19 protein-coding genes are annotated in these 26,328 nt (G+C 66.9%); 12 read left to right on the top strand and 7 right to left on the bottom strand.

Annotated elements, in window-relative coordinates; genetic code table 11:
• Positions 1 to 34 precede the first annotated feature (34 nt).
• Complete coding sequence (locus ASE70_RS16880) at positions 35 to 1,030, top strand: ligase-associated DNA damage response exonuclease (RefSeq protein ID WP_056507375.1); 996 nt, start codon at positions 35 to 37, stop codon at positions 1,028 to 1,030.
• A gap of 7 nt (positions 1,031 to 1,037) precedes the next feature.
• Here the strand turns inward: ASE70_RS16880 and ASE70_RS16875 are convergent, their stop codons facing one another.
• Positions 1,038 to 3,293: a glycoside hydrolase family 3 N-terminal domain-containing protein gene (locus ASE70_RS16875; protein WP_443024910.1), complete on the bottom strand. Its 2,256-nt coding sequence runs from the start codon at positions 3,291 to 3,293 to the stop codon at positions 1,038 to 1,040.
• Positions 3,294 to 3,439: 146 nt separating this feature from the next.
• Here ASE70_RS16875 and ASE70_RS16870 point away from each other — a divergent pair, with 146 nt between their 5' ends.
• A complete protein-coding gene (locus ASE70_RS16870) occupies positions 3,440 to 5,980 on the top strand; it encodes a TonB-dependent receptor domain-containing protein (protein WP_082451097.1) in 2,541 nt (846 codons plus the stop codon).
• A gap of 170 nt (positions 5,981 to 6,150) precedes the next feature.
• Positions 6,151 to 8,196: a hypothetical protein gene (locus ASE70_RS16865; RefSeq protein ID WP_056507373.1), complete on the top strand. Its 2,046-nt coding sequence runs from the start codon at positions 6,151 to 6,153 to the stop codon at positions 8,194 to 8,196.
• Here ASE70_RS16865 and ASE70_RS16860 read toward each other — a convergent pair.
• The 5 genes from ASE70_RS16860 to ASE70_RS16840 all read right to left on the bottom strand — a co-directional run bounded on the left by ASE70_RS16860 (position 8,189) and on the right by ASE70_RS16840 (position 12,924).
• On the bottom strand, positions 8,189 to 8,863 hold the full coding sequence (locus ASE70_RS16860; RefSeq protein ID WP_056507370.1) for a DUF6445 family protein: 675 nt from the start codon (positions 8,861 to 8,863) through the stop codon (positions 8,189 to 8,191). The genes ASE70_RS16865 and ASE70_RS16860 overlap by 8 nt on opposite strands.
• A complete protein-coding gene (locus ASE70_RS16855) occupies positions 8,860 to 10,365 on the bottom strand; it encodes a tryptophan halogenase family protein (RefSeq protein WP_056507367.1) in 1,506 nt (501 codons plus the stop codon). Before ASE70_RS16855 ends, ASE70_RS16860 begins: the two co-directional genes overlap by 4 nt.
• Before the next feature lie 58 nt (positions 10,366 to 10,423).
• Positions 10,424 to 11,749, bottom strand: a complete 1,326-nt coding sequence (locus tag ASE70_RS16850; RefSeq protein WP_082451105.1) for a Gfo/Idh/MocA family protein — start codon at positions 11,747 to 11,749, stop codon at positions 10,424 to 10,426.
• 88 nt (positions 11,750 to 11,837) lie between these two features.
• Positions 11,838 to 12,374: a GAF domain-containing protein gene (locus ASE70_RS16845; protein WP_056507361.1), complete on the bottom strand. Its 537-nt coding sequence runs from the start codon at positions 12,372 to 12,374 to the stop codon at positions 11,838 to 11,840.
• A gap of 277 nt (positions 12,375 to 12,651) precedes the next feature.
• Entirely contained in the window at positions 12,652 to 12,924 is a 273-nt protein-coding gene (locus ASE70_RS16840; protein WP_056507359.1) for a hypothetical protein, read from the bottom strand.
• A gap of 262 nt (positions 12,925 to 13,186) precedes the next feature.
• Between ASE70_RS16840 and ASE70_RS16835 the strand changes: the two genes are divergently transcribed.
• Positions 13,187 to 14,539 (top strand): methyl-accepting chemotaxis protein, encoded by a 1,353-nt coding sequence (locus ASE70_RS16835; RefSeq protein WP_235520016.1) that lies wholly within the window; start codon positions 13,187 to 13,189, stop codon positions 14,537 to 14,539.
• Between the two features lie 90 nt (positions 14,540 to 14,629).
• Here ASE70_RS16835 and ASE70_RS16830 read toward each other — a convergent pair whose 3' ends face one another.
• Positions 14,630 to 15,610 (bottom strand): alpha/beta hydrolase, encoded by a 981-nt coding sequence (locus ASE70_RS16830; protein ID WP_235520014.1) that lies wholly within the window; start codon positions 15,608 to 15,610, stop codon positions 14,630 to 14,632.
• A gap of 203 nt (positions 15,611 to 15,813) precedes the next feature.
• On the opposite strand from ASE70_RS16830, the gene ASE70_RS16825 reads away from it, so the two are divergent.
• The 8 genes from ASE70_RS16825 (at position 15,814) to ASE70_RS16790 (ending at position 26,205) form a co-directional block, all read left to right on the top strand.
• Complete coding sequence (locus ASE70_RS16825; RefSeq protein ID WP_056507353.1) at positions 15,814 to 16,665, top strand: type 1 glutamine amidotransferase; 852 nt, start codon at positions 15,814 to 15,816, stop codon at positions 16,663 to 16,665.
• Positions 16,666 to 16,886: 221 nt separating this feature from the next.
• Positions 16,887 to 18,185 (top strand): MFS transporter, encoded by a 1,299-nt coding sequence (locus ASE70_RS16820; protein WP_414882320.1) that lies wholly within the window; start codon positions 16,887 to 16,889, stop codon positions 18,183 to 18,185.
• Positions 18,182 to 20,287: an alpha-galactosidase gene (locus ASE70_RS16815; protein ID WP_056507557.1), complete on the top strand. Its 2,106-nt coding sequence runs from the start codon at positions 18,182 to 18,184 to the stop codon at positions 20,285 to 20,287. Before ASE70_RS16820 ends, ASE70_RS16815 begins: the two co-directional genes overlap by 4 nt.
• Positions 20,288 to 20,316: 29 nt before the next feature.
• Complete coding sequence (locus tag ASE70_RS16810) at positions 20,317 to 21,462, top strand: glycoside hydrolase family 68 protein (RefSeq protein ID WP_235520013.1); 1,146 nt, start codon at positions 20,317 to 20,319, stop codon at positions 21,460 to 21,462.
• Positions 21,463 to 21,960: 498 nt separating this feature from the next.
• Complete coding sequence (locus tag ASE70_RS16805) at positions 21,961 to 23,490, top strand: CoA-acylating methylmalonate-semialdehyde dehydrogenase (RefSeq protein WP_056507349.1); 1,530 nt, start codon at positions 21,961 to 21,963, stop codon at positions 23,488 to 23,490.
• A gap of 254 nt (positions 23,491 to 23,744) precedes the next feature.
• Entirely contained in the window at positions 23,745 to 24,677 is a 933-nt protein-coding gene (locus tag ASE70_RS16800; protein WP_235520012.1) for a polysaccharide deacetylase family protein, read from the top strand.
• Positions 24,677 to 25,069, top strand: coding sequence for a RidA family protein (locus ASE70_RS16795; RefSeq protein WP_156356326.1), 393 nt, complete (start codon positions 24,677 to 24,679; stop codon positions 25,067 to 25,069). Before ASE70_RS16800 ends, ASE70_RS16795 begins: the two co-directional genes overlap by 1 nt.
• The gene (locus tag ASE70_RS16790) at positions 25,066 to 26,205 is read left to right on the top strand and encodes an acyl-CoA dehydrogenase family protein (protein ID WP_056507344.1); all 1,140 of its coding nucleotides are present in this window, start codon (positions 25,066 to 25,068) and stop codon (positions 26,203 to 26,205) included. Before ASE70_RS16795 ends, ASE70_RS16790 begins: the two co-directional genes overlap by 4 nt.
• The last annotated feature ends 123 nt before the right edge of the window (positions 26,206 to 26,328 follow it).

The raw sequence follows: 26,328 nt of genomic DNA, 5'->3' as shown, positions 1-26,328 counted from the left end.
TGGCAGGCCCGGCCATCCGCCCCATGTGTCGGTCATGGCTCTCGCGCGCTGGATCACGCCGCACCCGACCGGCATCCATATTCCGGCGATCGATATGTGGATCGACCCTTCCGAACCGGTCGCGCGCGCGCTGGTGACGCACGGTCATGCCGACCATGCGCGCGGCGGGCATCAGACGGTGTGGGCGACGCCCGAAACGCTGGCGATCATGGACGCGCGCTACGGACCGCAGAACGGCATCGGCGTCGCCTATGGCGAAAGCCTGACGGTCGGCGATGTCGGCATTTCGCTCGTTCCCGCCGGCCATGTGCTGGGATCGGCGCAGATCGTGCTCGACCACCGGGGCGAGCGGGTCGTGGTGTCGGGCGATTACAAGCGGCGCGCCGACCCGACCTGCGCAGCGTTCCAGCCGGTGCCCTGCGACGTGTTCGTGACCGAGGCGACGTTCGGCCTGCCGGTCTTTCGCCATCCCGAAACCCGTGACGAGATCGACAAGCTGCTGGCCGCGCTGCGTACCGAACCCGAACGCTGCGTCCTGGTCGGGGCCTATGCGCTGGGCAAGGCGCAGCGGGTGATCGCCGAGGCGCGGGCGATGGGGTTCGACGATCCGATCTACCTGCACGGTGCGCTGCAGCGGCTGTGCGACCTCTATGTCGAACTGGGCGTCGATCTGGGCGAACTGCGCCCGGCGACCGGCGCGACCAAGGCCGAGTTGCAGGGCCGGATCATCATCGCGCCGCCCTCCGCCTTGAACGATCGCTGGTCGCGCCGGCTGCCCGATCCGATCACGGCGATGGCCAGCGGCTGGATGCGCGTCCGCCAGCGCGCGCGCCAGCGCGGCGTCGAACTGCCGCTGATCCTGTCCGACCATGCCGATTGGGACGAACTGACCCGGACCCTGACCGAGATCGCGCCGAAGGAAGTCTGGGTCACGCACGGCCGCGAGGACGCGCTGGTCCATTGGTGCATGACCCGCCAGATCAAGGCACGCGCGCTCGATCTGGTCGGCTTCGACGACGAGGACGACTGACCGCGCGTCAGCGCACCGCGAACGTTCCCGTCACCTCGACGCCGTCGCCTGCATGAACCCACAGGTCGAACGCCCCCGGCTCGATCCGCCACGCGCCGTCGCCGGCGACCAGCGCCAGATCGTCGCCCGCGATCCTCAGATCGACCCGCGCCTCGGCTCCCGCCGCCAGCGTCACCCGTGCGAACGCCTTCATCTGCCGCACCGGTCGCGTCCGGCTCGCGACCCGGTCATGGACATCGACGCGGACCAGCGTCGTGCCCGCGCGTTCGCCGATATTGCGGACCAGCACCGACACCGGCACCGCCGCCCCGGCCGGGACCACCGCCGGCACCCGCAGGTCCGACACGGCGAACCGCGTATAGCCCATGCCCGACCCGAACGGGTACAGCGCCCGGTCCGGCGCATCGCGCCAGCGACTGCGCCCCGCCAGCATCGGGTCGGTGTCGGGCGCGGGCCGCCCGGTACTGCGCCGGTCGTACGACCAGGGCTGCTGCCCGCTCGCGATCGGAAAGCTGACTGGCAGTCGTCCGGTCGGTTCGACCACCCCGAACACGATGTCGGCGATCGCCGCCCCGGTCTGCTCCCCCAGAAACCACGTCGCGAGCAAGGCCGGCGCATCGCGCACCGCCCCGCTCAGTGCCAGCGCCCGGCCATGCCGCAACAGCACGACCACCGGCGTGCCCGTCGCCGCCACCGCCTCGGCCAGCGCCTGTTGCGCCGGCGGCACGGTGATCTCGGTCCGGCTGTTGCCCTCGCCCGACAGGTCGGCCCCCTCGCCGATCGCCAGCAGCACCACATCGGCCGCCCGCGCCGCCGCCACCGCACGTTCGATCCCGCCGACCAGCGGCTCGCCGATCCCCGACCCCGCCTCGACCGTCAGCACCGCCGGATCGCGCAGCATCGCCCGCAATCCGCTGGCGATATCGATCCCGTCCATCGCATCGCCCGCGAACGACCATGGCCCGTTGAGATTCGTCCGGTCCGCCCCGAACGGCCCGATCAGCGCGATGCGTTTTCCCGTCCGCGGCAGCGGCAACAACCCGCCGTCGTTGCGCAACAGCACGATCGACCGCGTCGCGACCTCGCGCGCGACCCGTTTGATCGCGGCGCTGCCGGTCTCGCGCCGCTTGGCTTTCGCATCGATCGACCGGAACGGATCGTCGAACAGCCCCAGCCGCTCCTTCAGCGTCAGCACCCGCCGCACCGCCCGATCGACCGCCGCCATCGGCACCCGGCCGGTTTCGACCAGCGCCGGCAGATGCCGGACATACAGCCCGCTCTGCATCGACATATCGATCCCGGCCAGCATCGCCAGCCGCGCCGCATCGGCCTCGTCGGCGGCGATCCCGTGCGCGATCAGCTCGCGATCGGCATCGTAATCCGACACGCACACCCCATCGAAGCGCAATTCCCCGCGCAGCAGATCGGTCAGCAGCGCGCGGTTGGCGCTGACCGGTATCCCGCCGAAATCGGTGAACGACGCCATCGTCGCGCCCGCGCCGGCGGTAAAGGCGGCGGCGAAGGGCGGCACGAACGTCTCGCGCAGCTCCGCCTCGCTCATGTCGACCGCGGCATATTCCATGCCGCCGCGCACCGCGCCATAGCCGACGAAATGTTTGGGCGTCGCCAGCAACGCATCGGGCCGCGTCAGGTCCGGTCCCTGAAACCCCTCGACCCGCGCCGTTGCCAGCACCCGGTTGAGCAGCACGTCCTCGCCCGCACCCTCCGCCACCCGGCCCCATCGCTGGTCGCGCGCGACGTCGACCATCGGCGCAAAGGTCCAGTGGATGCCGCCCGCCGTCGTCTCGCGCGCCACCGCCCGTGCGGCGCGCCGCGACAGGTCGGGGTCGAACGCCGCCGCCTCGCCCAGCGGGATCGGAAAGATCGTCCGGCACCCGTGCAGCACGTCGGCGGCGAAGGCGAGGGGGATGCGCAGCCGGCTCGACAATGCCGCTTCCTGCGCCCGCCGTGCCCCGGCCACGCCATAGCCGTTGAACACCATCCCGACGCGCCCGGCCCGGATATCGGCCAGCATCGCGCCCAGCCCGCGTGGATCGACCACCGGATTGAAGACTGCGCCGACCGGCCGGATCTCGTCGTTGAAACAGCTGAGCTGCCCGGCCTTTTCCGCCAGCGTCATGCGCGCCAGCAGCGCCTCGACCGGTGCCGACGCTGCCGGCGCCGCAGCGGCCCGTCCCGGCAGGACCGCCGCTGCCGTCGCGAGCAACGAAACCTCCAAAAGGGTACGACGGCGCAAGCGTATTTGTTCTACAAAATGTTGCCTGATCGCCACAGTCCGGCTCGCAAATACTTGGGTCCGTTAACCAACATTGCAGCCCTATCGGCCGGGGTCTAGTTGTAACCGGTTCCGGCAGCCCCGGAGCCAAAGAATATACCGTGGAGAGGATCATGCTGACATTCCATCGCTTCGGCGCGCGTGCGGCGTTGCTGGCTGGCGCGACGCTGCTGCCGGTCGCTGCCTTTGCACAGACGCCGCCCGCCGATCCGGCGGCCATGCAGGGCACCGATGCCGCGACGGCCGACGACGAACAGGACGTCATCGTCGTCACCGGCACGACCACCCGCGACCGTCCGCTCATCACCGCATCGGCCGACATCACGCTCGCCGACCGCGCCGATATCGACCGGCGCGCGCCGCGGTCGACCGCCGACATGCTCGAACTGGTCCCCGGCATCTTTGTCGAGGCGACGGCGGGTCAGGTGTCGAACAACTACTCGGTCCGCGGCCTTCAGGGCGGTGGCCAGCGGTTCGTGCAGTTGCAGGAGGACGGCATGCCGATCCTCTACGGCGGCGGCGGTGCCGACTTCTTCTTCGATCAGGATCTGACCATCGATCGCCTCGAAGCGGTCAAGGGCGGTTCGTCGGGTGTGCTGACCGTCAACGGCGCGGGTGCGACGATCAACTTCATCTCGCGCCGGCCGAACTTCAACGAAGCCGAAGGGGCGGCGCGCGTCACCGCCTATAATTACGGCATGAAGCGCGGCGACTTCTATTATTCGCAGCCGCTCAGCGACAAACTCGCCTTCAACATCGGTGGCTATGTCCAGTCGAGCCCCGGCGTGCGCGACAATCCGTTCGACTATGCCGGCTGGCGGATCAAGAGCATGCTCGAATATCGCTTCGACGGCGGCGGCTATGTCCGCCTGTCGGCAAAGGGCGGCGATGTCGAGAACGCCTATTACGCGACGATGCCCTACCGGCTCGACGATGGCGAGGTGAAGGGGATACCCGGCCTCGATACCCAGTTCGGCAATGTCGGCGGCGACGCGTTCGCCAACATCGCCGTGCCGGTATCGACGCTGGCGCACCCCAGCGGCTTCCGCGAATTTCGCTACCGCGACGGGATCAAGGCGAAGACCGCGCAAATCCGCTTCGATGTCGAAAAGCCGCTGACCGACACGATCGACCTGTTCGCCCACGCCCGATATCTGAAATATTCCTACGACTTCAACGGCCTGTTCCCCGGTTCGGGGACCGGTAACGGCGGCCTGACCAGCGCGCAAAACTATCTGACCCCCGGTGGCAATTCGCCGATCGACGGGCTGCTGACGCTGGGTGCTGCCGCCTTCCCCAACACGGTACGCTTCGGCATCAAGAATCTGCGCACCGGCGTGGTGCTCGGCTCGAACCAGACGGCGGACCTGAACGCGCTGAACGGCAACGGCTTCCTGCAACGTACCGTGCTCAACCACGACTATATCGACGGGCGCGATTTCGGCGCGAATGTCGGCGGCCGTTGGGAATTCGAGAACGATAATTTCAAGAACTCCCTGACCGCCGGCGTCATGTATTACAACGTCAAGCGGTCGCAGGATCAGTCGGCCACCGCCAGCGTCGTCAACGGCGTGCAGACCAACAGCGACATCTATGACATCGTCGCGCTCGACGCCGGCAACCGTGTCATCGGCACGCTGTCGGACAACGGCCTCGTTTCCTATGGCGACTGGGGTGCCGGCATCCGCGAGCGTCTGGATTCGACCGTCTCGCTCTACGCGAACGACGAAGTCGCGATCGGCGACCTGCGCATCGACGGCGGCGTACGCTGGGAAAGCGACGATGCGACCGCGCGCGACGGTGGCGAACTGGCGGGCAGCCAGCCGGTGCCGGCGGGGGTCGGCGGCGTGGTCCGCACCGTCGGGTCGGCGTATAACGGCGTGCTCGCGGTGCGCGAACGCACGCAGCGCAAGGCGTCGTGGACGGTCGGTGCCAACTATCTGCTTACGCCGAACTTCTCGGTCTATGCCCGCTATGCCAACGGCTTCCAGACGAACAACGTCGATCCGATCACCACGATCGAGCTGTACGAAGCGGGCGTCCGGTATCAGATGGGCCGTTTCTTCTCCGGTTCGGCCACCGTCTTCCGCACCAATTTCGACAATCAGAACTATAATTTCGCCAACCCCACCAACCCCTCCCAACAGCAGAATCTGAACGCCGACCTGAAGACGAAGGGCGTCGAGATCGATTTCGTCGTGCGTCCGACAACATGGTTCTCGGTCGATTTCCAGGGTGTGTTTCAGGATCCGCAGCTGCTCAACCTGCAACTCGACGGCGTCGATCAGGGCGCGTCGTTCGAGGGCAATCGCCCCGAACGCACGCCGGCGCAGCTGTTCACGATCCTGCCGACGCTCACGCTGCCCAATGGCGCGGGCGAGGTGTATGCCCGCTACAAGTTCGTCGGCAAGATCTTCGCCGACAACGGCAACGGCATCGCGCTGCCCAGCTATGGCGTCACCGGTTTCGGCGTGAACCTGAACCTGACCAAGCGAGTGCAGCTGAACCTGAACGCCGACAATGTGTTCGACGTGGTCGGCTTGACCGAGGGCAATCCGCGACAGGGGCAGACACAGGCGATCACCGACGGCTATTTCTACGCCCGCGGTATCGTCGGCCCGACCTATGGCGGATCGCTGACCTTCCGGTTCTGAAGGGGGGAACCGGTCATCCTTCCGTACCCCCGCGCAGGCGGGGGGCCAGGGTCACGGGCACCGGACGTCGTTCTGCTTGGCTCTGGACCCCCGCCTGCGCGGGGGTACGGTGAGGTACGAAATAACGCGGGCCTTCCTGAAGCCCCGCTCTTCGCGGAAGAGAGTAAGCGATGAAGACCGTGATGCGGTGGATGCTGGCGGGCGCGATGGTGGCGGGAACGGGACTGGCGGCGGCACAGCGCCCCGCGAAAACTCCCGAACTCGCCTTCCAGCTGACCGAGGGACAGAATCTCAACGCCTTCGTCCGCGAAGGGCCGGTCGCGGCGCATCTGCTCCTGCGCAACGGCACCGATCCGCGCATCCTCGTCGCGTTTCCGGCGGGCAATAGCGGCGTCGGCCTGTGGTTCGAACCGGTCGGGCGCGCGGCGACGTGGCGGCTCGAACAGGTGCCACGCCCGACCACCGCGCCGGGCATCGCCGGGCCGCAACCGGCGGTGCTGACGCTTGCCAGCATCGACGCGCCCGAACTGCGCATCAGGCAGGCGGTATTGTCGTCGATCCGCTTCCTGCGCGACTATCAGTCGGTCGGTCGGTTCCCGGCCGAAGTCGCGGTCGATCCGGTCGTCACCGGCAACACCATCCGCTGGAGCCGCCCGCGCCTCGACGGCAAGCCGGGCTATCTACTGCAGATAAGGTTGCTGTCCGGCGCGATCCGCAACGGCGCGCTGGTCGCCGAACCCGGCCGTCCGCTGCGCATGGAGATTTTGGCGTCGAGCGGGGAGAAGCCGTTGACCGGCCTTGCCCGCGACGAATTGCTGAACGCACGCGCCGCCGATGATCCCACTGCCCGTAACGCGCTCCGATTCCTAAGCTATCGTGAGAAATTCCTCGCGGGGTCGTGGCGGTTCCAGACCTATTTCGGCCGCGATACGCTGATGTCGGTGCGCCTGCTGATGCCGGTCTTGCAGCCGCAGGCGATCGAGGCGGGGTTGGGGTCGGTCCTTGCCCGGCTCGATGCGCGCGGCGATGTCGCGCATGAAGAGGGGATCGGCGAATTCGCCGTGGTCGATCGGCGTAAACTTCGGGAGCGCGGCGATGCGGCCGTGCTCGATTATGCGATGGTCGACGACGACTATATGCTCGCCCCCGTCGCCGCCGCCTATCTCCTCGACCACGCAAGCCCTTCTGCGGCAAAGATATTTCTCGCCCGCCCGCTGGCGAGCGAAGGCATCCCCGGCACCACCGCCCCCGCGGGAATGGCGCTAGTGCGTAACCTTCGTCACCTTATCACCACCGCCCAACCCTTCGCCGAAAATCCCGCTTTTTCCAGTCTGATAGCGATCCCGAAGGGCCGTCTGACCGGCCAATGGCGCGATAGCGAGGAGGGACTGGGTCGCGGTCGCTACGCCTATGACGTCAACGCGGTGTTCGTCCCCGCCGCGCTGGAATCCGCCGCCCGGTTGCTACGCGCCGGCCTGCTCGATCGCTATCTGACGCCCGCGGATCGCACCGCGCTGACCCGCGCCGGTGCGATGGCCGGCGTCTGGCGGACCCGCGCCCCGGCGCTGTTCCGCGTGTCGCTCCCCGCCGCGCAAGCCAAGCCTCGTATCGATGCCTATGCCCGGACGCTCGGCATCCCCGCTGCACCGGCGCTGGCGTCGATCGGGGCCGACCCGATGGTGTTCCACGCGATCGCGCTCGACGACAATGGCCGGCCAATCCCGATCGTGAACTCGGACGAAGGCTTCGCGCTGATGTTCGCCGAACCTTCGCCCGCCGATCTCGAAACCTATGTCACCGCCGCGATGCGGCCGTTCCCGGCCGGGTTGATGACCGATATCGGCATGCTGGTCGCCAACGCCGCGCAGACCGATGCGACGGTGCAGTCGCGCTTCACCCCTGCCGCCTATCACGGCGCGGTCGTGTGGTCGTGGCAGCAGGCGCTGTTCGCGGCCGGTCTGGAGCGACAGCTCGCCCGCCGCGACCTGCCCGCCGCGATCCGCGCGGTACTGACCCGCGCACAGGCGACGCTGTGGCGCGCGATCAGCGCCACCCGCGCTACGCAAAGCTCCGAACTATGGTCATGGGCTTATCGCGGTGGCCGATATCAGGTCGTGGCATTCGGTGCGGGCAAGCAGGACGTCGACGAATCCAACGCCGCCCAGCTGTGGAGCACCGTCTTTTTGGCGGTAAAGCCGCCGCGGGGGCTCAAGTAAGCAACAGGAACGCGGTGACCGTCAACCGCCCACGCGCCGGATCGTCGCTGAGCGTCGCGCCGGCCGGGATCGCGCCGCTATGCAGCAGGGCGCTGCGATAGATCACCGCACGATTGAACCGGGCATCGACCGCCGACACCTGCTCGAACCGCCCCGTCGACCCGTCGATATAGGCGGGCGCGGGCGGTTCCTCGCGCACCTCGGCCTGTACCGCCGCCAGATAGGCGGGTGCCCGCGCGGCATCGACCGTCTCATACCCCGTCGCGCGGTGGCGATAGAAGGCGGTGCCGCCGCTGTTCTCCGCACCCAGATAATGGACCAGCGCGATCCGCGCCGGATCGATGGCGTCGAAATGCGGTAGCCGCTGTTCTACGGTCAGTCGTTCGGGCGGCTTCGTCACCATCGAGAAACTGGCGTCGAGTAGCGAAACCCCGCCGCGATGACCGAAGACATGCGTCAGCACGCCCGTCAACGCTGGCCGGATCGCGTGAAAATACGTGTCCGGCAGGTCCGCGCGTACCCCCGGATATTGCCGTCGGGCCGGCTCGAAATGTGCCGCGCTGGCGAAGTCGCGCAGGCCGTCCGGATCGGGATAGAAATGATCGACGATCGCGATCGGCTGTCGCTCCCCCCCGATCCGTCGTGCGACGATGTCGGGTGCGGTCATGTCGCGCCCATCGCCTGCGCGAGCGCGACGTCGTGCAGGGGAAGGGTCGGTGCGGCGCGCGCGATGACGTCGGCGATCTGACGCACCTGCGCCCGGTTGCCATCGGCATCGATCGCGTCCGCCAGCGGGTTATACCCTTGCGCCACGATGCCCTGACCGTTCAGCACCGCCAGCCAGCTCGCGTCCCGGAACAGTTCGTCGCCGTCGAGGATCAGCCGGCCCGATCGGCGATATTGCGTCTCGCGCGCGACCAGCGTGGCGGGCAATTCCATCGTCCGGCAATGTTGCCATAGCGGTTCGCTGCGCCCACTGGTCGCATGATAATGGAGGATCAGGAAGTCCTTGATCCCGTCCATGTCGCGCGTGAACACGTCGTTGAACCGGTCGGCCAGTGCCGGATCGCAGTCGCGGTTAGGGAACAGCGTCAGCAGCTTGGTGATGCCGCTCTGGATCAGGTGGATACTGGTCGATTCAAGCGGTTCCAAAAACCCCGACGACAACCCGATCGCGACGACATTGTCGCGCCACGGCCGCCGCCGCGTGCCCGCCGTGAAGCGCAACAGTCGCGGTTCGGCAAGCGCTTCGCCATCCAGATTGGCCATCAGCGTCGCGGTCGCTTCGTCCTCCGACACATAGCGGCTCGCAAAGACATAGCCGTTGCCGGTGCGGTGTTGCAGCGGGATGCGCCATTGCCACCCGGCGGCCCGCGCGGTCGATCGGGTATAGGGCGTCGTTGCGGGGAGCCGGGCGCAGGGTACCGCCACGGCCCGGTCACAGGGAAGCCAGTGCGACCAGTCCTCGAACGGCTCACCCATCGCTTCGCCGATCAGCAGCGCGCGGAAGCCCGAGCAATCGATGAACAGATCGCCGTCGATCCGCTCGCCGCGTTCGGTGGTCAGCGCGGTGACGAAGCCGGTCTCGCCGTCGCGATCGACCGCCTGCAGCTTGCCTTCGACCCGCCGGACGCCGCCCGCCTCGCTCATTTGCCGCAGATAGGCGGCATAGAGTCCGGCATCGAAATGATAGGCATAGCCGAGCGTCGAGAGGATCGACCGCGCGTCGCCGACCGGTTTGGCGAAGCGCCCCTGCCTTGCCAGCTGCGCCGCCAGCGACAGCGCCGGCAACGGCACGTCCATCCCGTCCGCCCGCGCCTTCAGCCAGCGATGGTGAAAGGCGACGCCCGGCAACGCCGCGCCGAATTGGCCGAAGGGATGGAAATACCGGTGGCCCGGTGCCGTCCAGTCAACGAATTCGATGCCCAGCTTGAACGTCGCCTTGGTGGCGCGCAGGAATTCCCGTTCATCGAGACCGATTAGTTCGTTGAACCAGTGGATGGTCGGGATCGTCGCCTCACCGACGCCGACCGTCCCGATCGCTTCGGATTCGAGCAGCGTGACGTCCACCGCGCGGCCGAAACTGCGCGACAGCGCCGCTGCCGTCATCCATCCGGCGGTGCCCCCGCCGAGGATGACGACCCGCCGGATTCGATCCCGTGCTTCCATGGCGATGTCGTACCGCAGCGTCGCCTGCCGGAAAAGCCTGCCCTGCCACGATGATCGCTCACACCGGCAGTCGATAGGGTGCGCGGTAGCGCGGGGTGATCAGCGCATTGGCGTCGGCGTCGCCCGTGAATTGACCCGTCGCCGCGTCCCAATGGACCTTCCGGCCCGTCCGCCAGCCGATATTGCCCATCTGGCATACGATCGCGGTGTTGGCGGCGGATTCGATCGGGCAGGCGGGGGTTCGCGTGCGATCCTTGACGCAAGCGACGAAGTCGGCGGTATGGCGGTCGATGCCGTTGTCGGTCGATCGGGTGACCGGTACCTCGCGCGTCAGCGGCTTGCCGTCGCTGACCTCCGGAAATACCTGCCACTGGCTGCGATCCACGACCAGCGTGCCCGTTTCTCCGACGAATGCGACGCCATGATCGCGCCCGCCATAGGGGCCGTGGCTGATGCCGACCGCATGTTCCCATTCGACCGAATAGTCGCCGAAATCGAAGATGGCGGTCTGTGTGTCGGGCGTCTCCATCGCCGAGTCCGGATAGCCATAGGCACCGCCCAGCGCGCTGACCGATTTCGGCACCGACGCCTTCATGCCCAGCAATGCGATATCCATCAGATGGACGCCCCAATCGGTCATCAGCCCGCCGGCATAATCCCAATACCAGCGCCAGCTGAAATGAAAGCGATTGGGGTTGAATGCCCGCGCCGGTGCCGGCCCCAGCCAGCGGTCGTAATCGACGCCTGCCGGTGTGGCCTGATCGGGCTGCGGCGCGACCCGCTTCATCCAGCCCATATAGGCCCATGCCTTCACCTTGCGCACCCGGCCGATGCCGCCGCCCTGGACCAGCGCGATGGCGTCGGCCCAATGCTGGTTGCTGCGCTGCCATTGACCGACCTGTACCACGCGGTTGTGGCGCTGTTTGGCGGCGACCATCGCCCGGCACTCGGCGATCGAATTGCCCAGCGGCTTCTCGCAATAGGCATCCTTGCCGGCCGACATCGCATCGGTCAGTTGCAGCGCGTGCCAGTGATCGGGGGTGGCGATGATGACCGCATCGACCGAGCGGTCGTTGAGCATCCGGCGATAATCGTCGTACAGCCGTGGTGCCCGGCCCGTTGCCTTTTTCAACTCCGCGCCGCGTTCGGCCAAAACCCGCGCGTCGACGTCGCACAAGGCGACCGGCACGACGTCCGACCCCTTCAGCATCGCGTTCAGATTGGACCAGCCCATCCCCTTGCAACCGATCAGTCCGACCTGCAGCTTGTCGTTCGCCGAGATGCGGCGCCGCTGGGCAAAGACTTCGCCGTTCGGCAGGACACTTGCGGTCGAGGCGACGATGCCGCCGGCCAACAGGGTGCGGCGGTCGAAGCGCGCGGTCATTTCCATCTCTCCCAACTTATTATGGTCGGGATCGTAGCCGGAAACGATCGCGTCGCAAGGATACAAAGCGCGCGTCAGGCAGGGTGCTTCACGAACGCAGCAGCCGCTCGATTTCGTGCGCACGGATCAGCAACATGGTCGGGTCGAACGCCTCGGTGCGCGGCGTCCGGTCGGCGATGCACAGCGCCCCCAGCGCAAAACCGTTGCGATCGAGCACGGGAACGCCGGCATAGAAGCGCACGAATGGCTGTCCGGTCACGGTACGGAACTGGGCAAAGCGCGGATCGCGTGTCGCATCGGGGACGATCAGTGGTTCGTCGGGGCGCTGGACGGTGACCGCGCAGAACGAATCTTCCAGTGGAACTTCGTGGATATCGGTGCCGACGCCGCCCAGCAGGATCTGACACCGACCGGTCACGATCGATAGTCCGGCAATCGTTGCCTTATACTCGGCCGCGGTGAAGCCGACGATCGTCGCCAGTTCAGGGTCACGTACCCGCTTCATCACGCCGCTGCGATCGATGGCAAGGTCGCGCATGGCCCGATCGCCGTCGCGATACAACCGGTTCATGCCGGCCTGCGGCCAGTCCCGGATAGCGTCCTGCGCAGTAGGAAGATATGCCATTCGCTGCCTCCGCCCGATACTGTCCGCGGTACGTTGCCGGACCAAACCGGCGTCCTTGGTTGATGCTTAAAATAGGTGAACACTGGTTAACGAAACGTAAATTCGGGCCGACTGGTATCGATTGCGGCAAGACAGCTGCAAGTAAAATGCGAATTTATCGATCGAAATTCGAGTTACGATCAGCAGAATATGCCGCAAAATCCGATTTTTCGTATACCAGTTCAGTATCGCCAAGTATCGGGAGGCCGTGATGCGGCTGGGTTCCCGCGCGATTCGCTCACAGCAGGTCGGCTTCCCCGATCGTCACCCGTGCCATGGCCTGACCACGCGCCAGCGCTTTCCCGGCAGCGACGGACAGCAGGTCCAGATGCTCCTCCGCGACCGCCAACGGATCGTCGATCGCCGGCCGGCCGGCCAGCGCTTCGAGTGCGCTGTATCGGACGCCGAAGAGCTGCGGTTCGCCATCCACGTCCCCGGCAAACTCGACCTGATATTCCGCAGGATTGTCGGTGAAGGTCGTCGCGTCGATCGTCAGCCCCGTGTCGTTCATCGATTTGCTCCTGATTGCAGCACGCTGTCGGTCGGCGATAAGCGCGGGGAGCGTGCATCGTGCTCCGGCGAACGGTCGCAGCCGACATCGTCCGCAACGTACGGATATCAAAAACATTCGATTGTATAAATGATGCGATATCAGCAGCTTCGGGAAAAACCGCAGGAAAGCGCGGTTTTTCGAGGGTGTCGGATTAATTCTTCGTTGGTGAATGGAGCACAGGACGGCGGCCATCACCCATAAGCATTTTCAGGAGGATCCCGTGATCCACTGGTTCAAGTCCGACGCACCCATACGGGTGAAGTTCGTGGCGCTCGCTATTCTGAATGCGGCGCTGGCATCGCTGCCGCTGGCAACGGCGCTGCTGTTGCCGCCGGCGACCGACCCTGCCACGCCGTTCGTCGCTGCGGCGGTGGCGAGCATCGTTGCCATCGTGCTGGCGACGCTGATCGCGCGCAAGCTGATCTGCGATCCCTATGTCACGACGGTCGTGCGTATGGAGGCGCTGGCGGCGGGCGAATTCGCAGCACCGATCAACTTTTCGGAGTATCGCGATTGCGTCGGGCGCATGGCGCGGGCGATGGCGACGTTTCGCGACAATGGCATTCGACTAGGGGCGGCATCGGCGGCGCAGCAACAGATGGTCGCATCGCTCGGTGCCGGGCTGGACCGGCTGGCCGGCAACGACCTGAGCCATCGCATCGACACCGCATTTCCGGACGAGGCCGATCAGTTGCGTCGCGACTATAACCGGGCGATGGCCGCCGTTGCCGATGCGTTGCAGGCGGTTGCCGACGCCAGCGACAGCATCAACGAAGGCGCGCTCGACATCAGCCGCGCCTCCGACGCGCTGTCGCAACGGACCGAACAGCAGGCGGCCAGCCTCGAGCAAACCGCGGCAGCGATGGAGCAGATCACCAGCACCGTCCGCCAGACGGCAAGCGGCGCGGCACGCGCCAAGGCGGTCGTCAGTCAGGCGCGCGACGAGGCGAACCAGTCCGGCACGGTGGTCGATCGCGCGGTCGACGCCATGGGATCGATCGAACGGGCGTCGATCGAGATCAGCGATATCATCAGCGTGATCGACGGCATCGCGTTTCAGACGAACCTGCTGGCGTTGAACGCCGGGGTCGAAGCGGCACGCGCGGGCGATGCGGGCAAGGGCTTTGCGGTCGTCGCCAGCGAAGTTCGCGCACTGGCGCAGCGTTCGGCCGATGCCGCGCACGACGTGAAGACCCGCATCACCGCGTCGAGCGAGCAGGTCAGCACCGGCGTCGCGCTGGTCAACGAAACCGGCGACGCGTTGCGGCGGATCGTGGAGCGGATCGGTGAGGTCAGCACGCTGGTCCACGGGATCGCCGAATCGTCCGAACATCAGGCGATCGGCCTGCAGCAGGTCAATACCGCCGTTTCCGAAATGGACGGCGTGACCCAGCGCAATGCGGCGATGGTCGAACAGGCGACCGCCTCCGCACGGACGCTTGCCAACCATGCCGACCAGCTTGCCGGTCAGGTCGGGCGCTTCAACCTGCCGCGATCCACCGGTCGGTCGGACGCCGGCCATGGCGGCGGGACGTTGGTCCATGGCGATTTCCGGAGCAGCCGCGCAGCCTGATTGACATCCGCCGCCTGCGCCCGCCGGACCCGGTTGCTGCCGGATCGCGATGACCGACAAGCGACGCAGGAACGCGGGCAAGCCGGCAGATCAACCCGCCGGACGGGACGTTTCGGCAAGGCTGCGTTGCAGCCACCGGTCGAACAGGTCGACCCAATGGCCGGCGGGCAGGGCGGCGGGACCGACGCCGAAGCCGTGCCCGCCTTCGGCCACAAAATGCGCTTCGACCGGGCGACCGGCGCGGCGCAGCGCGGCCATCATCAACAGGCTGTTGTCGGGCACGACCGCACCGTCGTCCATCGCGTGCAGCAGGAACGTGGGCGGTGTCGTCGCCGTCACATGCTCCGCCGGGGATCGGCGCGCGATCGCTGCCGGATCGGGGTTCTTGCCCAGCAGCTGCGCGGCGGACTGGGCATGGGTGAAGGGCTCGGTGGCGGCGATCACCGGATAGATCAGCGCGGCGGCATCGGGCCGTGCGTCGATCCGGTCGATGGCGTCGCGCGGCGCATGAACGGCTTGCGCGAAGTCGGTCTCCAGTGTCGCGGCCAGATGCCCGCCCGCCGAAAAGCCGAGGACCGCGATCTTGTGCGGGTCCAGCCCGTCCTTCGTCGCGGCGGCACGGACCATGCGCAGCCCGCGCTGCGCATCCTGCAACGGCACGTCGGCACGATCGGCCCAGCCCTCGCCCGGCAGGCGATAGGTCAGGACATAGACGGTATAGCCGAGCGCGGTCAGCCGCCCGGCGATGTCGACGCCTTCGTTGCCGATCGACAGAAACGTATAGGCACCGCCCGGAATGACCAGCACCGATGCGCCGTTCGGCCGGGCAGGGGTGAAGCGGCGCAGCCCCGGTTGATCGATATTGCGCAGGAAGGTCGCGGGATCGTTCGCCGGCACCGCGACCGCTTTGAACCCGCCGCCCGGCGGCGCACCGGTCCACAACGGGACGAACGGGGCCGATGTCCATGCGGTGGGCGGGGCGGGGCGCGGTGTCTGTGCCGACCCGGCGGTGGAGAGCATCGCCAGCGTGAGCAATGATGCGGCACGTAGCGAAAACGAACGAACGGTCATGGTGGTCATCCTGTAGAAATCGCATGCGCCTGTGCGATCGGTGCCGAAAGCACCGCGACTTTGGCGGCAGCGGAGCGCTTCGCCAAGCCGGTTTCGGATGCGGCCGCAGCCCGCCGGCAGGTCCGACCGATCGGTCCGTGCGAATGCGGCGATTGCATCGGCCGTGCGTTCGACCGGCTTGCTCCCCAATCGAAGGATGGCCTTTGCTGCAATATCTTGTCGCGCAAAGTGAATTGCCCGAAGAACGCGAGGCGCGTCGTGAACGGGCAGGGAAAAGTGCGGGGGAAAGCTATGCCGCGACCCTCCGGCAGATTGCCCCGGCCGCGGACATCACCCTGATCGCGCCTGCCGATGCCGATGCGCCGATTGTTTCAGCGGAGATGGTGCGGCGGTTCGACGGGGTCTTTCTGACCGGATCGCCGATGCACGTGTATGACGAGACGCCGGAAGTCGCGCGGCAATTGGCGTTCATGCGCGCGGTGTTCGCATCGGGCGTACCGTCCTTCGGTTCCTGCGCAGGACTGCAGATCGCGGTCGCGGCGGCAGGCGGTCGGGTGCGAAAAATGCCACGGCGGATGGAAGCCGGCATCGCACGTGCGATCGTGGCGACCGACGCGGGGCGCGGGCATCCGCTGTTGGCCGGGCGACCGGCCGCGTGGGACGCCGCGGCGATCCATGGCGATGAGGTCGAGGCGTTGCCGCAGGATGCCGTCCTGTTGGCGGGTAACGACATGACCCGCGTTCAGGCCGCCGAGATCCGCCATGCCGGCGGGGTGTTCTGGGGCGTGCAATATCATCCCGAATTGTCGCTTGAGGAGCTCGCGGTCGCGTTGCGGGCGCAGGCCGATGATCTGGTCGAGGGCGGATTGGCGGAGAATAAGGCCGATGTCGCGGATCGTGCCGATTTGCTCGACCGGCTGCACGGTGAACCCGATCACGGGCCGACGCGGTGGAAACTGGGGGTCGGGGACGAGTTGGCCGTCGAGGCGAACCGCAGGCGCGAGATCGTCAATTTCCTCGGTCTTTTGAAGAAGCCGCGGGAGACGGTGGGATGAGGTGCTTCTTCGACGATCGTCAGCTTGCCCATGCGGGCATCGAAGGTGACGAAGGTGCCACGTAACGACCGTTGCCGGCAGTACCGCAATCGATTGTTGTCACGATCGACAAAGCTGGTATAACGGGCGGCAAGGCTCGCAAAGACGGGCGTCTGTCTTGAGGATGTCCGATGCGCCTGCCAGCTTCCAAGCCCCATTTGTCGCTTCCCCGCATATTGGAAATGAATCTCGGTTTCCTCGGCCTGCAATTCTCGTTCGGGTTGCAGCAGGGGAATATGGCCCCGATCTACAGCTATCTGGGCGCATCGGAGGCGACGATTCCGATGCTGCAACTGGCCGGGCCGATGACCGGCCTGCTGGTGCAACCGCTGATCGGCGCGCTGAGCGACCGGACCGACAGCCGCTGGGGCCGGCGCACCCCCTATTTCCTGCTGGGTGCAGTGCTGTGCGCGCTGGGGCTGTTCTTCATGCCGCTCAGTTCATCGCTGCTGATGGCGGTGTCGCTGTTGTGGATTCTCGATGCCGGCAACAACATCACGATGGAGCCGTATCGCGCCTATGTCAGCGATCGGCTGAACGAAAACCAGCACCAGATCGGGTTCCTGACGCAGAGCGCCTTTACCGGCGCGGCGCAGATGCTGGCGTTCCTGACCCCGTCGCTGCTGGTGTGGGCGGGGATGAACCAGGACTGGGTCGATACGCACAACATCCCCTATACCGCGCGGATCGCGTTCATGGTCGGGGCGGTGCTGAGCTTTTCGACGATCCTGTGGTCGATCCGGCGCGTGCCCGAATTGCCGCTGTCGGCGCAGGAACGCGCCCGCATCGCCGCCGAGCCCAAGGGGCTGGGCGCGATGTTCAGGGAGATCGGGTCGGCGATCCGCGACATGCCGCAGGCGATGCGCAAGCTGGCGTTGATGAGCCTGTTCCAATGGTATGCGATGGCGGCCTATTGGGCGTACGTCATCTATTCGATCGGGCGGTCGGTCTATGGCACCGCCGAGGCGACGTCGTCGGGTTTCCATTCGGCGGTGCTGACCAATGGCGAGATGGCGGCATTCTATAACGGGGTCGCGTTCCTCGCCGCGTTCGCGATGGTGCCGCTGGCCAAGCGACTGGGCGCGGCGAGCCTGCACGCGATCTGCCTCGTGCTGGCCGGGATCGGGATGCTGTGGCTGCCGCATGTCACCGAAAAGTGGATGCTGTTCCTGCCCGCGATCGGCATCGGCATCGGTTGGGCCAGCATCATGGGCAATCCCTATGTCATCCTCGCCGGATCGATCCCGCCCGAGCGGACCGGGGTCTATATGGGCATATTCAACATGATGATCGTGATCCCGATGCTGATCTTTTCGGGGACGATGTGGCTGTTCTACGATCGGCTGCTGGGCGGCGATCCGCGCAACGTGCTGACGCTATGCGGGGTGCTGATGTTCGCCGCCGCCGCCGCAGTGTGGACGGTGCGCGAACGCAACAGCGCCGGGTTGCCGGTCGGCGCGACGCCGGATGCGGCGGCGTGACCATCGCGCTGCATGGTCAGGTGTCGAGCCTGATCCTCGAAGCGCAGGACGGTGCCGCGCCGCTGTGGCGATGGTGGGGGCCGCGCGTCGATGCTGCCATGCTGCCGCCGCTCGCCGATATGCGGCCGCAGGCGTCGTTCTCGCTCGACCGCGATCAGCCGCTGACGCTGGTGCCGACCTATGGCACCGGTTGGTTCGGGCCGGCGGCGCTGCGGGCGCATCGCGGCGGGCGGGCGTTTGCGCAGTGGTTCGACGATGTTGCCATTGATGCGGCTGCCGACGGTGTCACCGTCACGCTGACCGACCGGACCGCGCGGGTAACTGCGGTGCAGCGGATCGCGATGGCAGGCGATATGCTGACCCTGTCGGCGAGTGTCACCAACGACGGCGACGATGTGCTGGATATCGAATGGCTGGCGGCGGGGACGCTGCCGCTGCCCGGTGACAGTGCGACGATCCGCAGCTTTACCGGGCGTCACAATGCCGAGTTCGTTTGCCATGACGAAGCGATGCCGGCGCATGGCTGGGTCCGCGAGAACCGGCGCGGGCTGACCGGCCATGCCGGGCCGCCGGGGCTGTTCGTGGTCGGACCGGAGGCGGGCTGGCACCATGGCCGGGTCCATGCCGCGCAACTGGCATGGTCGGGCAACCACCGGCTGTCGGTCGAGCGCGACGATGACGGGTTCTGGGTGTTGCAGATGGGCGAGGCGCTGGCCCCCGGCGAAATCCGGTTGGCCCCCGGCGAAACCTATGCGTCGCCCGAGATGCTGGCGACCTGTTCGAGCGCGGGGCTGAACGGCGCGGTGCAGGCCTTCCATGCCGCCGTCCGTGCGCGCGCACCATGGGCCGGGGCGATGCGCCCGCGCCCGGTGCATGTGAACAGCTGGGAAGGTTTCTATTTCGACCATGACGAGGCGGCGCTGATGGCGCTGGCCGATCGGTCGGCGGGGCTGGGCGTCGAGCGGTTCGTGCTGGACGATGGCTGGTTCAAGGGGCGGGGCGACGATACCGCCGCGCTGGGCGACTGGGTCGCCGATCCGGTCAAATATCCGCGTGGCCTCAAACCGCTGGCCGAGCATGTCGTTTCGCTCGGCATGGAGTTCGGGCTGTGGGTCGAACCCGAAATGGTCAATCCCGAAAGCGATCTGGCGCGCGCGCATCCCGACTGGGCATTGCAGCTGGACGGCGTGCCGATGCCGACGTCGCGCCACCAGCTGGTGCTCGACCTGGGGCGGGCCGAGGTTCGCACGTATCTGTTCGATGCGATCGATGCGCTGCTGCGCGATCTGCCGATCGCTTATTTGAAATGGGATCATAATCGCGATCTGGCCCCGGCAGGCGATGCGCGCGGGCGGGCGGGCTATCACCGCCAGGTCGTCGGTGCCTATGCGCTGATCGATCGGCTGCGTGGCGCGCATCCGGCGGTCGAGATCGAGGCGTGCGCCGGTGGCGGCGGGCGCAGCGATGCCGGCATCGCCACGCGGACGCACCGGATGTGGACCAGCGATTGCATCGACGCGGTCAGCCGGGTCGCGATGCAGCGCGGCTTCCTGCATTTCCTGCCGCCCGAGATGATGGGGTCGCATGTCGGGGCCAGCCCGGCGCATTCGACCGGGCGCAGCCAGGGCATGGCGTTCCGCGCCGCCGTGGCGCTGCCCGGCCATTTCGGCGTCGAGCTGGACCCGGCGGCGATCGCGCCCGCCGATGCGGTGACGCTGGCGGCGGCGATCGAGCGGTACAAGGGGCTGCGCGACCGGTTGCACCATGGCCGGCTGTGGATGGGCGAGGGCGGCGACGGGCTGGTCTGGCAGATGCATGGCGAGCCGGGTGATCTGTTGCTGAGCGTCAGCCAGGTGCAGCCGATGACGGTGCGCCATCCATTGCCGCTGCCCGTGCCGCCATTGGCCGGGGCTGGGCGGGTGCGGGTGCGTCTGCTCGACCTTGCCACCGTCACCGGCCACCCCTTGCCCGATGCGCCGGTCTTTGCCGCGATGCGCGCTGAGGGCGTCGTGCTGGATGGCGAATGGCTGGCCCATGCCGGCCTGCCGATCCCGGCGATGAAGGCGCAGAGCGTCGCGCTGTTCGCCATCACCGCCGCCTGAACCTTCGTTTCTTGTCGAGAGCCGCCCTTATGACCATGCCCGCCCGCCGTTCCGCCCCCGACCAGCCGCTGCCGACGCATTGGAGCATCGATGCCGCGCGGCTGGCCGCCGATCAGCCGGAACTGGCATTGCCGGTGTTCCAGTTGTCCGATCTGGCCCCGGTGGTGCCGGGGCATGACGTGTGGGACATGTGGCAGATCGCCACTGCCGATGGGCGGACGGCGTTTGTCGATGACCGTAGCTGGTGGTTTTTCCTCATCACGCCGCAATTCGCCGATCCCGACGACCGGCATGATGCGGCGCGTATCCGGCTGACCAGCCATGGCGCCGATGGCTGGCGCGATCATGGCGATGCGTTCCCGGACGGCTTTACGCCGGGCAGCCGCGAATGGTCGGGGTCGGCGGTGCTGGCCGAGGATGGCGTGACGCTGACCCTGTATTTCACCGCATCGGGCCGGCAGGGTCAGGCGCGGACGTTCGAACAGCGATTGTTCGAAAGCGTCGGGCGCTTTGCCGATGGCGCGGTCGGCGACTGGTCGACGCCGGTGGAATCGATCGCCGCCGATGGTGCGACCTATCTGCGCGCCGATCAGGTCGAGGCGGTCGATGGCCGGATCAAGGGCTTTCGTGATCCCGGCTATTTCCGCGATCCCGCCGATGGCGCGGAATATCTGTTGTTCGTCGGATCGGCCGGATGGGTCGACGACGTGCATGACGGGGTGATCGGCGTGGCGAAGCGCGACACGCCCGACCAGCCGTGGCGACTGGCGGCACCGTTGCTGGAGTCGATCGGGGTCAATAGCGAGCTGGAACGGCCGCATATCGTGGTGGTCGAGGGGCGCTATTATCTGTTCTGGTCGACGCAGGCGAAGCGGTTCGTCGACGGCACCGGCGCGCCGACCGGGCTGTACGGCGCAGTGGCCGAGAGTATGGCCGGGCCCTGGGTGCCGCTCAACGGATCGGGGCTGGTCGCGGGCAATCCCCGCCAAGAGCCGTATCAGGCCTATTGCTGGTGGGTGACCGGTGAACTGGACGTCATCAGCTTTGCCGATTCGGTTGGGCTGAACGGGGCGGAGCCGAGCGATGGCGCGACGCGGCGCAGGCATTTCGGGGGGACGGCGGCACCGTGGTTCCGGCTGATGCTGGACGGGGACAAGGCGCGCTGGATGATGTGAGCGGACGGGGTTCGGGCTGTTACCGCCCCGGAAGCCGGGCGTGTCGGACAGGTTGTTGCCGTTCGGCCCCAGTTCGGTGCGGTTGCCGATCAGTGGCGGCGTGACGCTGCTGATGATCTTCGAATAGGTCGCATCGGCGGCAGGGTGGATCGAGGGAGTTGCCGATCGCGGATGGTCTACGCTGTGCTCGCCGTTGGTCCGCATTTGACGCGGTTCGGAACGGTGTCGGGAGCGGCGGACGGTACTGCAATCCATGGCTCGTGACCGGCGGACCGTTCGCCCGCAACCGGACCGGAATTGCCGACACATCCTCATTTTCGGTTTGGTAGCGGATCGTACATTGGCGACGGCCGAAGACGCATCCGGCCGTCGACCTGTGCAGCATTCGGCCGGTTTTCGATTTGCCGCTGACACGCGCTTCCGGTCATGCCAAAAGCAATAAAATTACACGCGGGTGAGTCGGCGACAGACCGGCCTCCGCGATCGGCAGGAGAGTGTATGCGGGTCATCGATCATGTGATCGCGGGCGGTTCAGGCAGTGCGGACGGGGCGACCGGTGCCGTGTTCGATCCCAATCGTGGCGAAGTGCAGGCGCATGTCCGGCTGGGCACCGCCGCCGATATCGATCGCGCCGTCGCCGCCGCGCAGGCGGCGCAGTCCGGCTGGGCCGCGACCAATCCGCAAAAGCGCGCCCGCGTGCTGTTCGCGTTCAAGCAACTGGTCGAAGCGAACATGGACGCGCTCGCCGAACTGTTGTCGAGCGAACATGGCAAGGTCATCGCCGATGCCAAGGGCGATATCCAGCGGGGTCTGGACGTCATCGAATTCGCGTGCGGCGTGCCGCATCTGCTGAAGGGCGATTATACGCAGGGGGCGGGCCCCGGCATCGACGTCTATTCGATGCGGTTGCCCGTCGGCATCGGCGCGGGCATCACCCCGTTCAACTTTCCGGCGATGATCCCGATGTGGATGTTCGGGGTCGCCATCGCCTGCGGCAATGCGTTCATCCTGAAACCCAGCGAACGCGATCCGTCGGTCCCGGTGCGGCTGGCCGAACTGATGCTGGAGGCCGGCGCGCCCGAAGGCATCCTGCAGGTCGTGCATGGCGACAAGACGGTGGTCGATGCGATCCTCGACCATCCCGCGATCGGCGCGGTCAGCTTCGTCGGGTCGAGCGACATCGCGCATTATGTCTACAAACGCGGCGTCGCGGCGGGCAAGCGCGTGCAGGCGATGGGCGGGGCCAAGAATCACGGCATCGTCATGCCCGATGCCGACCTCGATCAGGTCGTCGCCGACCTCGCCGGGGCGGCGTTCGGGTCGGCGGGCGAGCGGTGCATGGCGCTGCCGGTCGTCGTGCCGGTCGGCGAGAAGACCGCCGTAGCGTTGCGCGAGAAACTGATCCCCGCGATCGATGCGCTGCGGGTCGGGGTATCGACCGACGCGGACGCCCATTACGGCCCGGTGGTCAACGCGCAGCACAAGGCGCGGGTCGAAGGCTGGATCGCCAAGGGGGTCGAGGAAGGCGCCGAGCTGGTCGTCGACGGCCGCGGATTCCGGTTGCAGGGGCATGAACGCGGCTTCTTCATCGGTCCGACGCTGTTCGATCATGTGACGTCGGCGATGGAATCCTATCGCGAGGAAATCTTCGGCCCGGTCCTGCAAATCGTCCGCGCGAACGATTTCGAAAGCGCCGTCCGCCTGCCGAGCGAGCATCAATATGGCAACGGCGTCGCGATCTTCACCCGCAACGGCCATGCCGCCCGCGAGTTCGCCGCGCGGGTGAACGTCGGCATGGTCGGCATCAACGTGCCGATCCCGGTGCCGGTGGCCTATCACAGCTTCGGCGGATGGAAGCGCAGCGCGTTCGGCGACGTGAACCAGCATGGCGAGGAGGGTGTGCGCTTCTGGACGAAGGTCAAGACGATCACCCAGCGCTGGCCCGACGGATCGGTGGCGGGCACGCAGGCCGAGGATGACGCGGCGGCGCGGACGCAGGATGCGTTCGTCATTCCGACAATGGGGTGAGGCGGGATATGCCGGGCCGATGCGATCCTTGTTCAGTCGGACAAAAACTCGCGGTACCCCCGCGCAGGCGGGGGTCCAGAGCCAAGCAGAACAACGGCTTGCGCCTGGAACCCTGGACCCCCGCCTGCGCGGGGGTACGGCAGGGGGGCAGGAATCGCTACTTTCGCACAGGTTCGATCACGTCCGGGGTTACGATGTGATGGACGGGATAGTCGATGCTCGATAGCCGGCATCTGCGAGGAGGAATTGCCGTGATGATGCGATGCCTGATGGCGGCGATCCTGTTGTTGCTGGCGATGGCGTCGCCCGCCGTCGCGCAGAAGCGGATCGCGTTGACCTTCGACGACGCGCCGCGTGCGCGCGGGCCGTTCCTGACGCCTGACGAGCGTGCCGCGCGGATCATCGCCGGGTTGCGCAGGGCGGGAGTGCGACAGGCGGCGTTCTTCGTCGTGCCGGGCAATCTGGCCGCGCCCGATGGGGCAGGGGGCGAACGGCGGGTCGCGGCCTATGTCGCGGCGGGGCATGTCATCGCCAATCACAGCTTCAGCCATCCGGCGCTCAAGGCGATGACCGCCGATGCCTATCTGGCCGATATCGATCGCGCCGGCGCGTGGTTGCAGGGGCGCAAGGGGTTACGGCCATGGTATCGCTACCCGTTCCTTGACGAAGGCGGCACCGACAAGGCGAAGCGGGATGCGGTGCGGGCGGGCCTTGCCGCGCGGGGCCTGTCGAACGGCTATGTCACCGTCGACGGGTCCGACTGGAACATCGAAAACCTTGCCGGCGCGGCGCGCAGGGCGGGCAAGCCGATCGACATGGACGCCCTGCGCGACTTGTATGTCGAGACGCATGTCGAGGCCGCCGAGTTCGCCGATCGTCTCGGCCGACAAGCGCTGGGGCGGCAGCCGGTGCAGGTGATGTTGCTGCACGAAACAGACCTTGCCGCCTATTGGATCGCCGATCTGGTCGCCGGATTGCGCAAGAAGGGCTGGACGATCGTCAAAGCCGATGTCGCCCATCGCGATCCGATCGCGAAGCTGCGGCCCGATACGCCGTCGGCGCAGGGCAATCTGCTGGAGGCGATCGCGTGGGAAAAGGGTGTACCGGCACCGCGCTGGTACGAACGCAATACCCTGTCGATCGCCGACCCGCTGTTCCGGGCGCGGGTGTTGCACGAGGGGCCATGATGGCGCGCCGGCATACCGCCTCCACCTCGCCCTATGAAGCGACGATCGGCTTTCCGCGGGCGGTGCGGGTGGGCACACGCATCCTCGTGTCGGGCACCGCGCCGGTCGAGCCGGACGGCAGCAGCACGCCGGGCGACGCGGCGGCGCAGGCGGAACGGTGCTTCGCGATCATTGCAGATGCGATCGGGCAACTGGGCGGGCGGATCGACGATGTCGTCCGCACGCGCATGTACCTGACCGATCCAAGCGACGCCGATGCGGTCGGCCGGGTGCATGGAGGGATATTCGGCAGCGTGCGGCCCGCCGCGACGATGCTGGTAGTGGCCGCGCTGCTCCGTCCCGAATGGCGGGTGGAGATCGAGGCCGAAGCGATAGTGGAGAGTGACGCGTGAACCCCTTTGACCTTACCGACGACCAGCGTGACATTCAGGAATTGGCGCGACGGTTCACGGCGGATGCGATCACCCCGCACGCCGCCGAATGGGACGAGCAGCACATCTTCCCACGCGATACGATCAAGCAGGCGGCCGACCTCGGCTTCGCCGCGATCTATGTGTCCGAAGAGTCGGGCGGCATCGGCCTTGGCCGGATGGAATCGGCGCTGATCATGGAGGCGATGGCCTATGGCTGTCCGTCGACCAGCGCGTTCATTTCGATCCACAACATGGCGGCGTGGATGCTCGACGCGTTCGGGTCGCCGGAGCTGAAGGCGCGCTTCCTCCCCGACCTCGTCACCATGGACAGACTGGCCAGCTATTGCCTGACCGAACCGTCCTCGGGATCGGACGCGGCGGCGCTGAAGACCCGGGCGGTGCGCGACGGCGACGACTATATCGTCACCGGCACCAAGCAGTTCATCTCCGGCGCGGGCGACAACGACGTCTATCTGGTCATGGTCCGGACCGGTGGCGAGGGGCCGAAGGGCATTTCGTGCCTGCTGGTCGAGAAGGACATGCCCGGCGTCTCGTTCGGCGCGAACGAACGCAAGCTGGGCTGGCATTCGCAGCCGACGCGGGCGGTCATTCTGGATCAGGTGCGGGTGCCCGCCGCCAATCTGGTCGGGGTCGAGGGGCAGGGTTTTTCGATCGCGATGCAGGGGCTGGACGGCGGGCGGCTCAATATCGGGGCGTGTTCGCTGGGCGGGGCGCAACGCTGTCTGGACGAAGCCATCGCCTATACCAAGGCGCGGCAGCAGTTCGGCAAGCCCATCGCGGATTTTCAGAACACGCAATTCACGCTGGCCGACATGGCGACCGAGCTGGAGGCGGCACGCGCGCTGCTCTACACCGCCGCTGCCAAGGTGACCGCGAATGCGCCCGACAAGACGCGCTTCGCCGCGATGGCGAAACGCTTCGCCACCGATACGGGATCGAAGGTGGTCGATCAGGCGCTGCAACTGCATGGCGGCTATGGCTATCTGATGGACTATCCGATCGAACGCTTCTGGCGCGATCTGCGCGTGCATTCGATCCTTGAGGGCACGAATCAGGTGATGCGGATGATTATCGGGCGGGAGCTGGTGCGATGAAGATCCTCCCCGGCACGGGGAGGGGGACCGCCGCGCAGCGGTGGTGGAGGGGGCTGTCCTCTACCACGACGGTTGCGGGTGGGGATGCCCCCCTCCACCATCCTTTGGATGGTCCCCCTCCCC

Source organism: Sphingomonas sp. Leaf22 (genome assembly GCF_001421715.1).
Lineage (GTDB): Bacteria > Pseudomonadota > Alphaproteobacteria > Sphingomonadales > Sphingomonadaceae > Sphingomonas.
The sequence above is the reverse complement of the archived record's forward strand: the minus strand, read 5'-3'. Positions and strand labels throughout refer to the sequence as shown.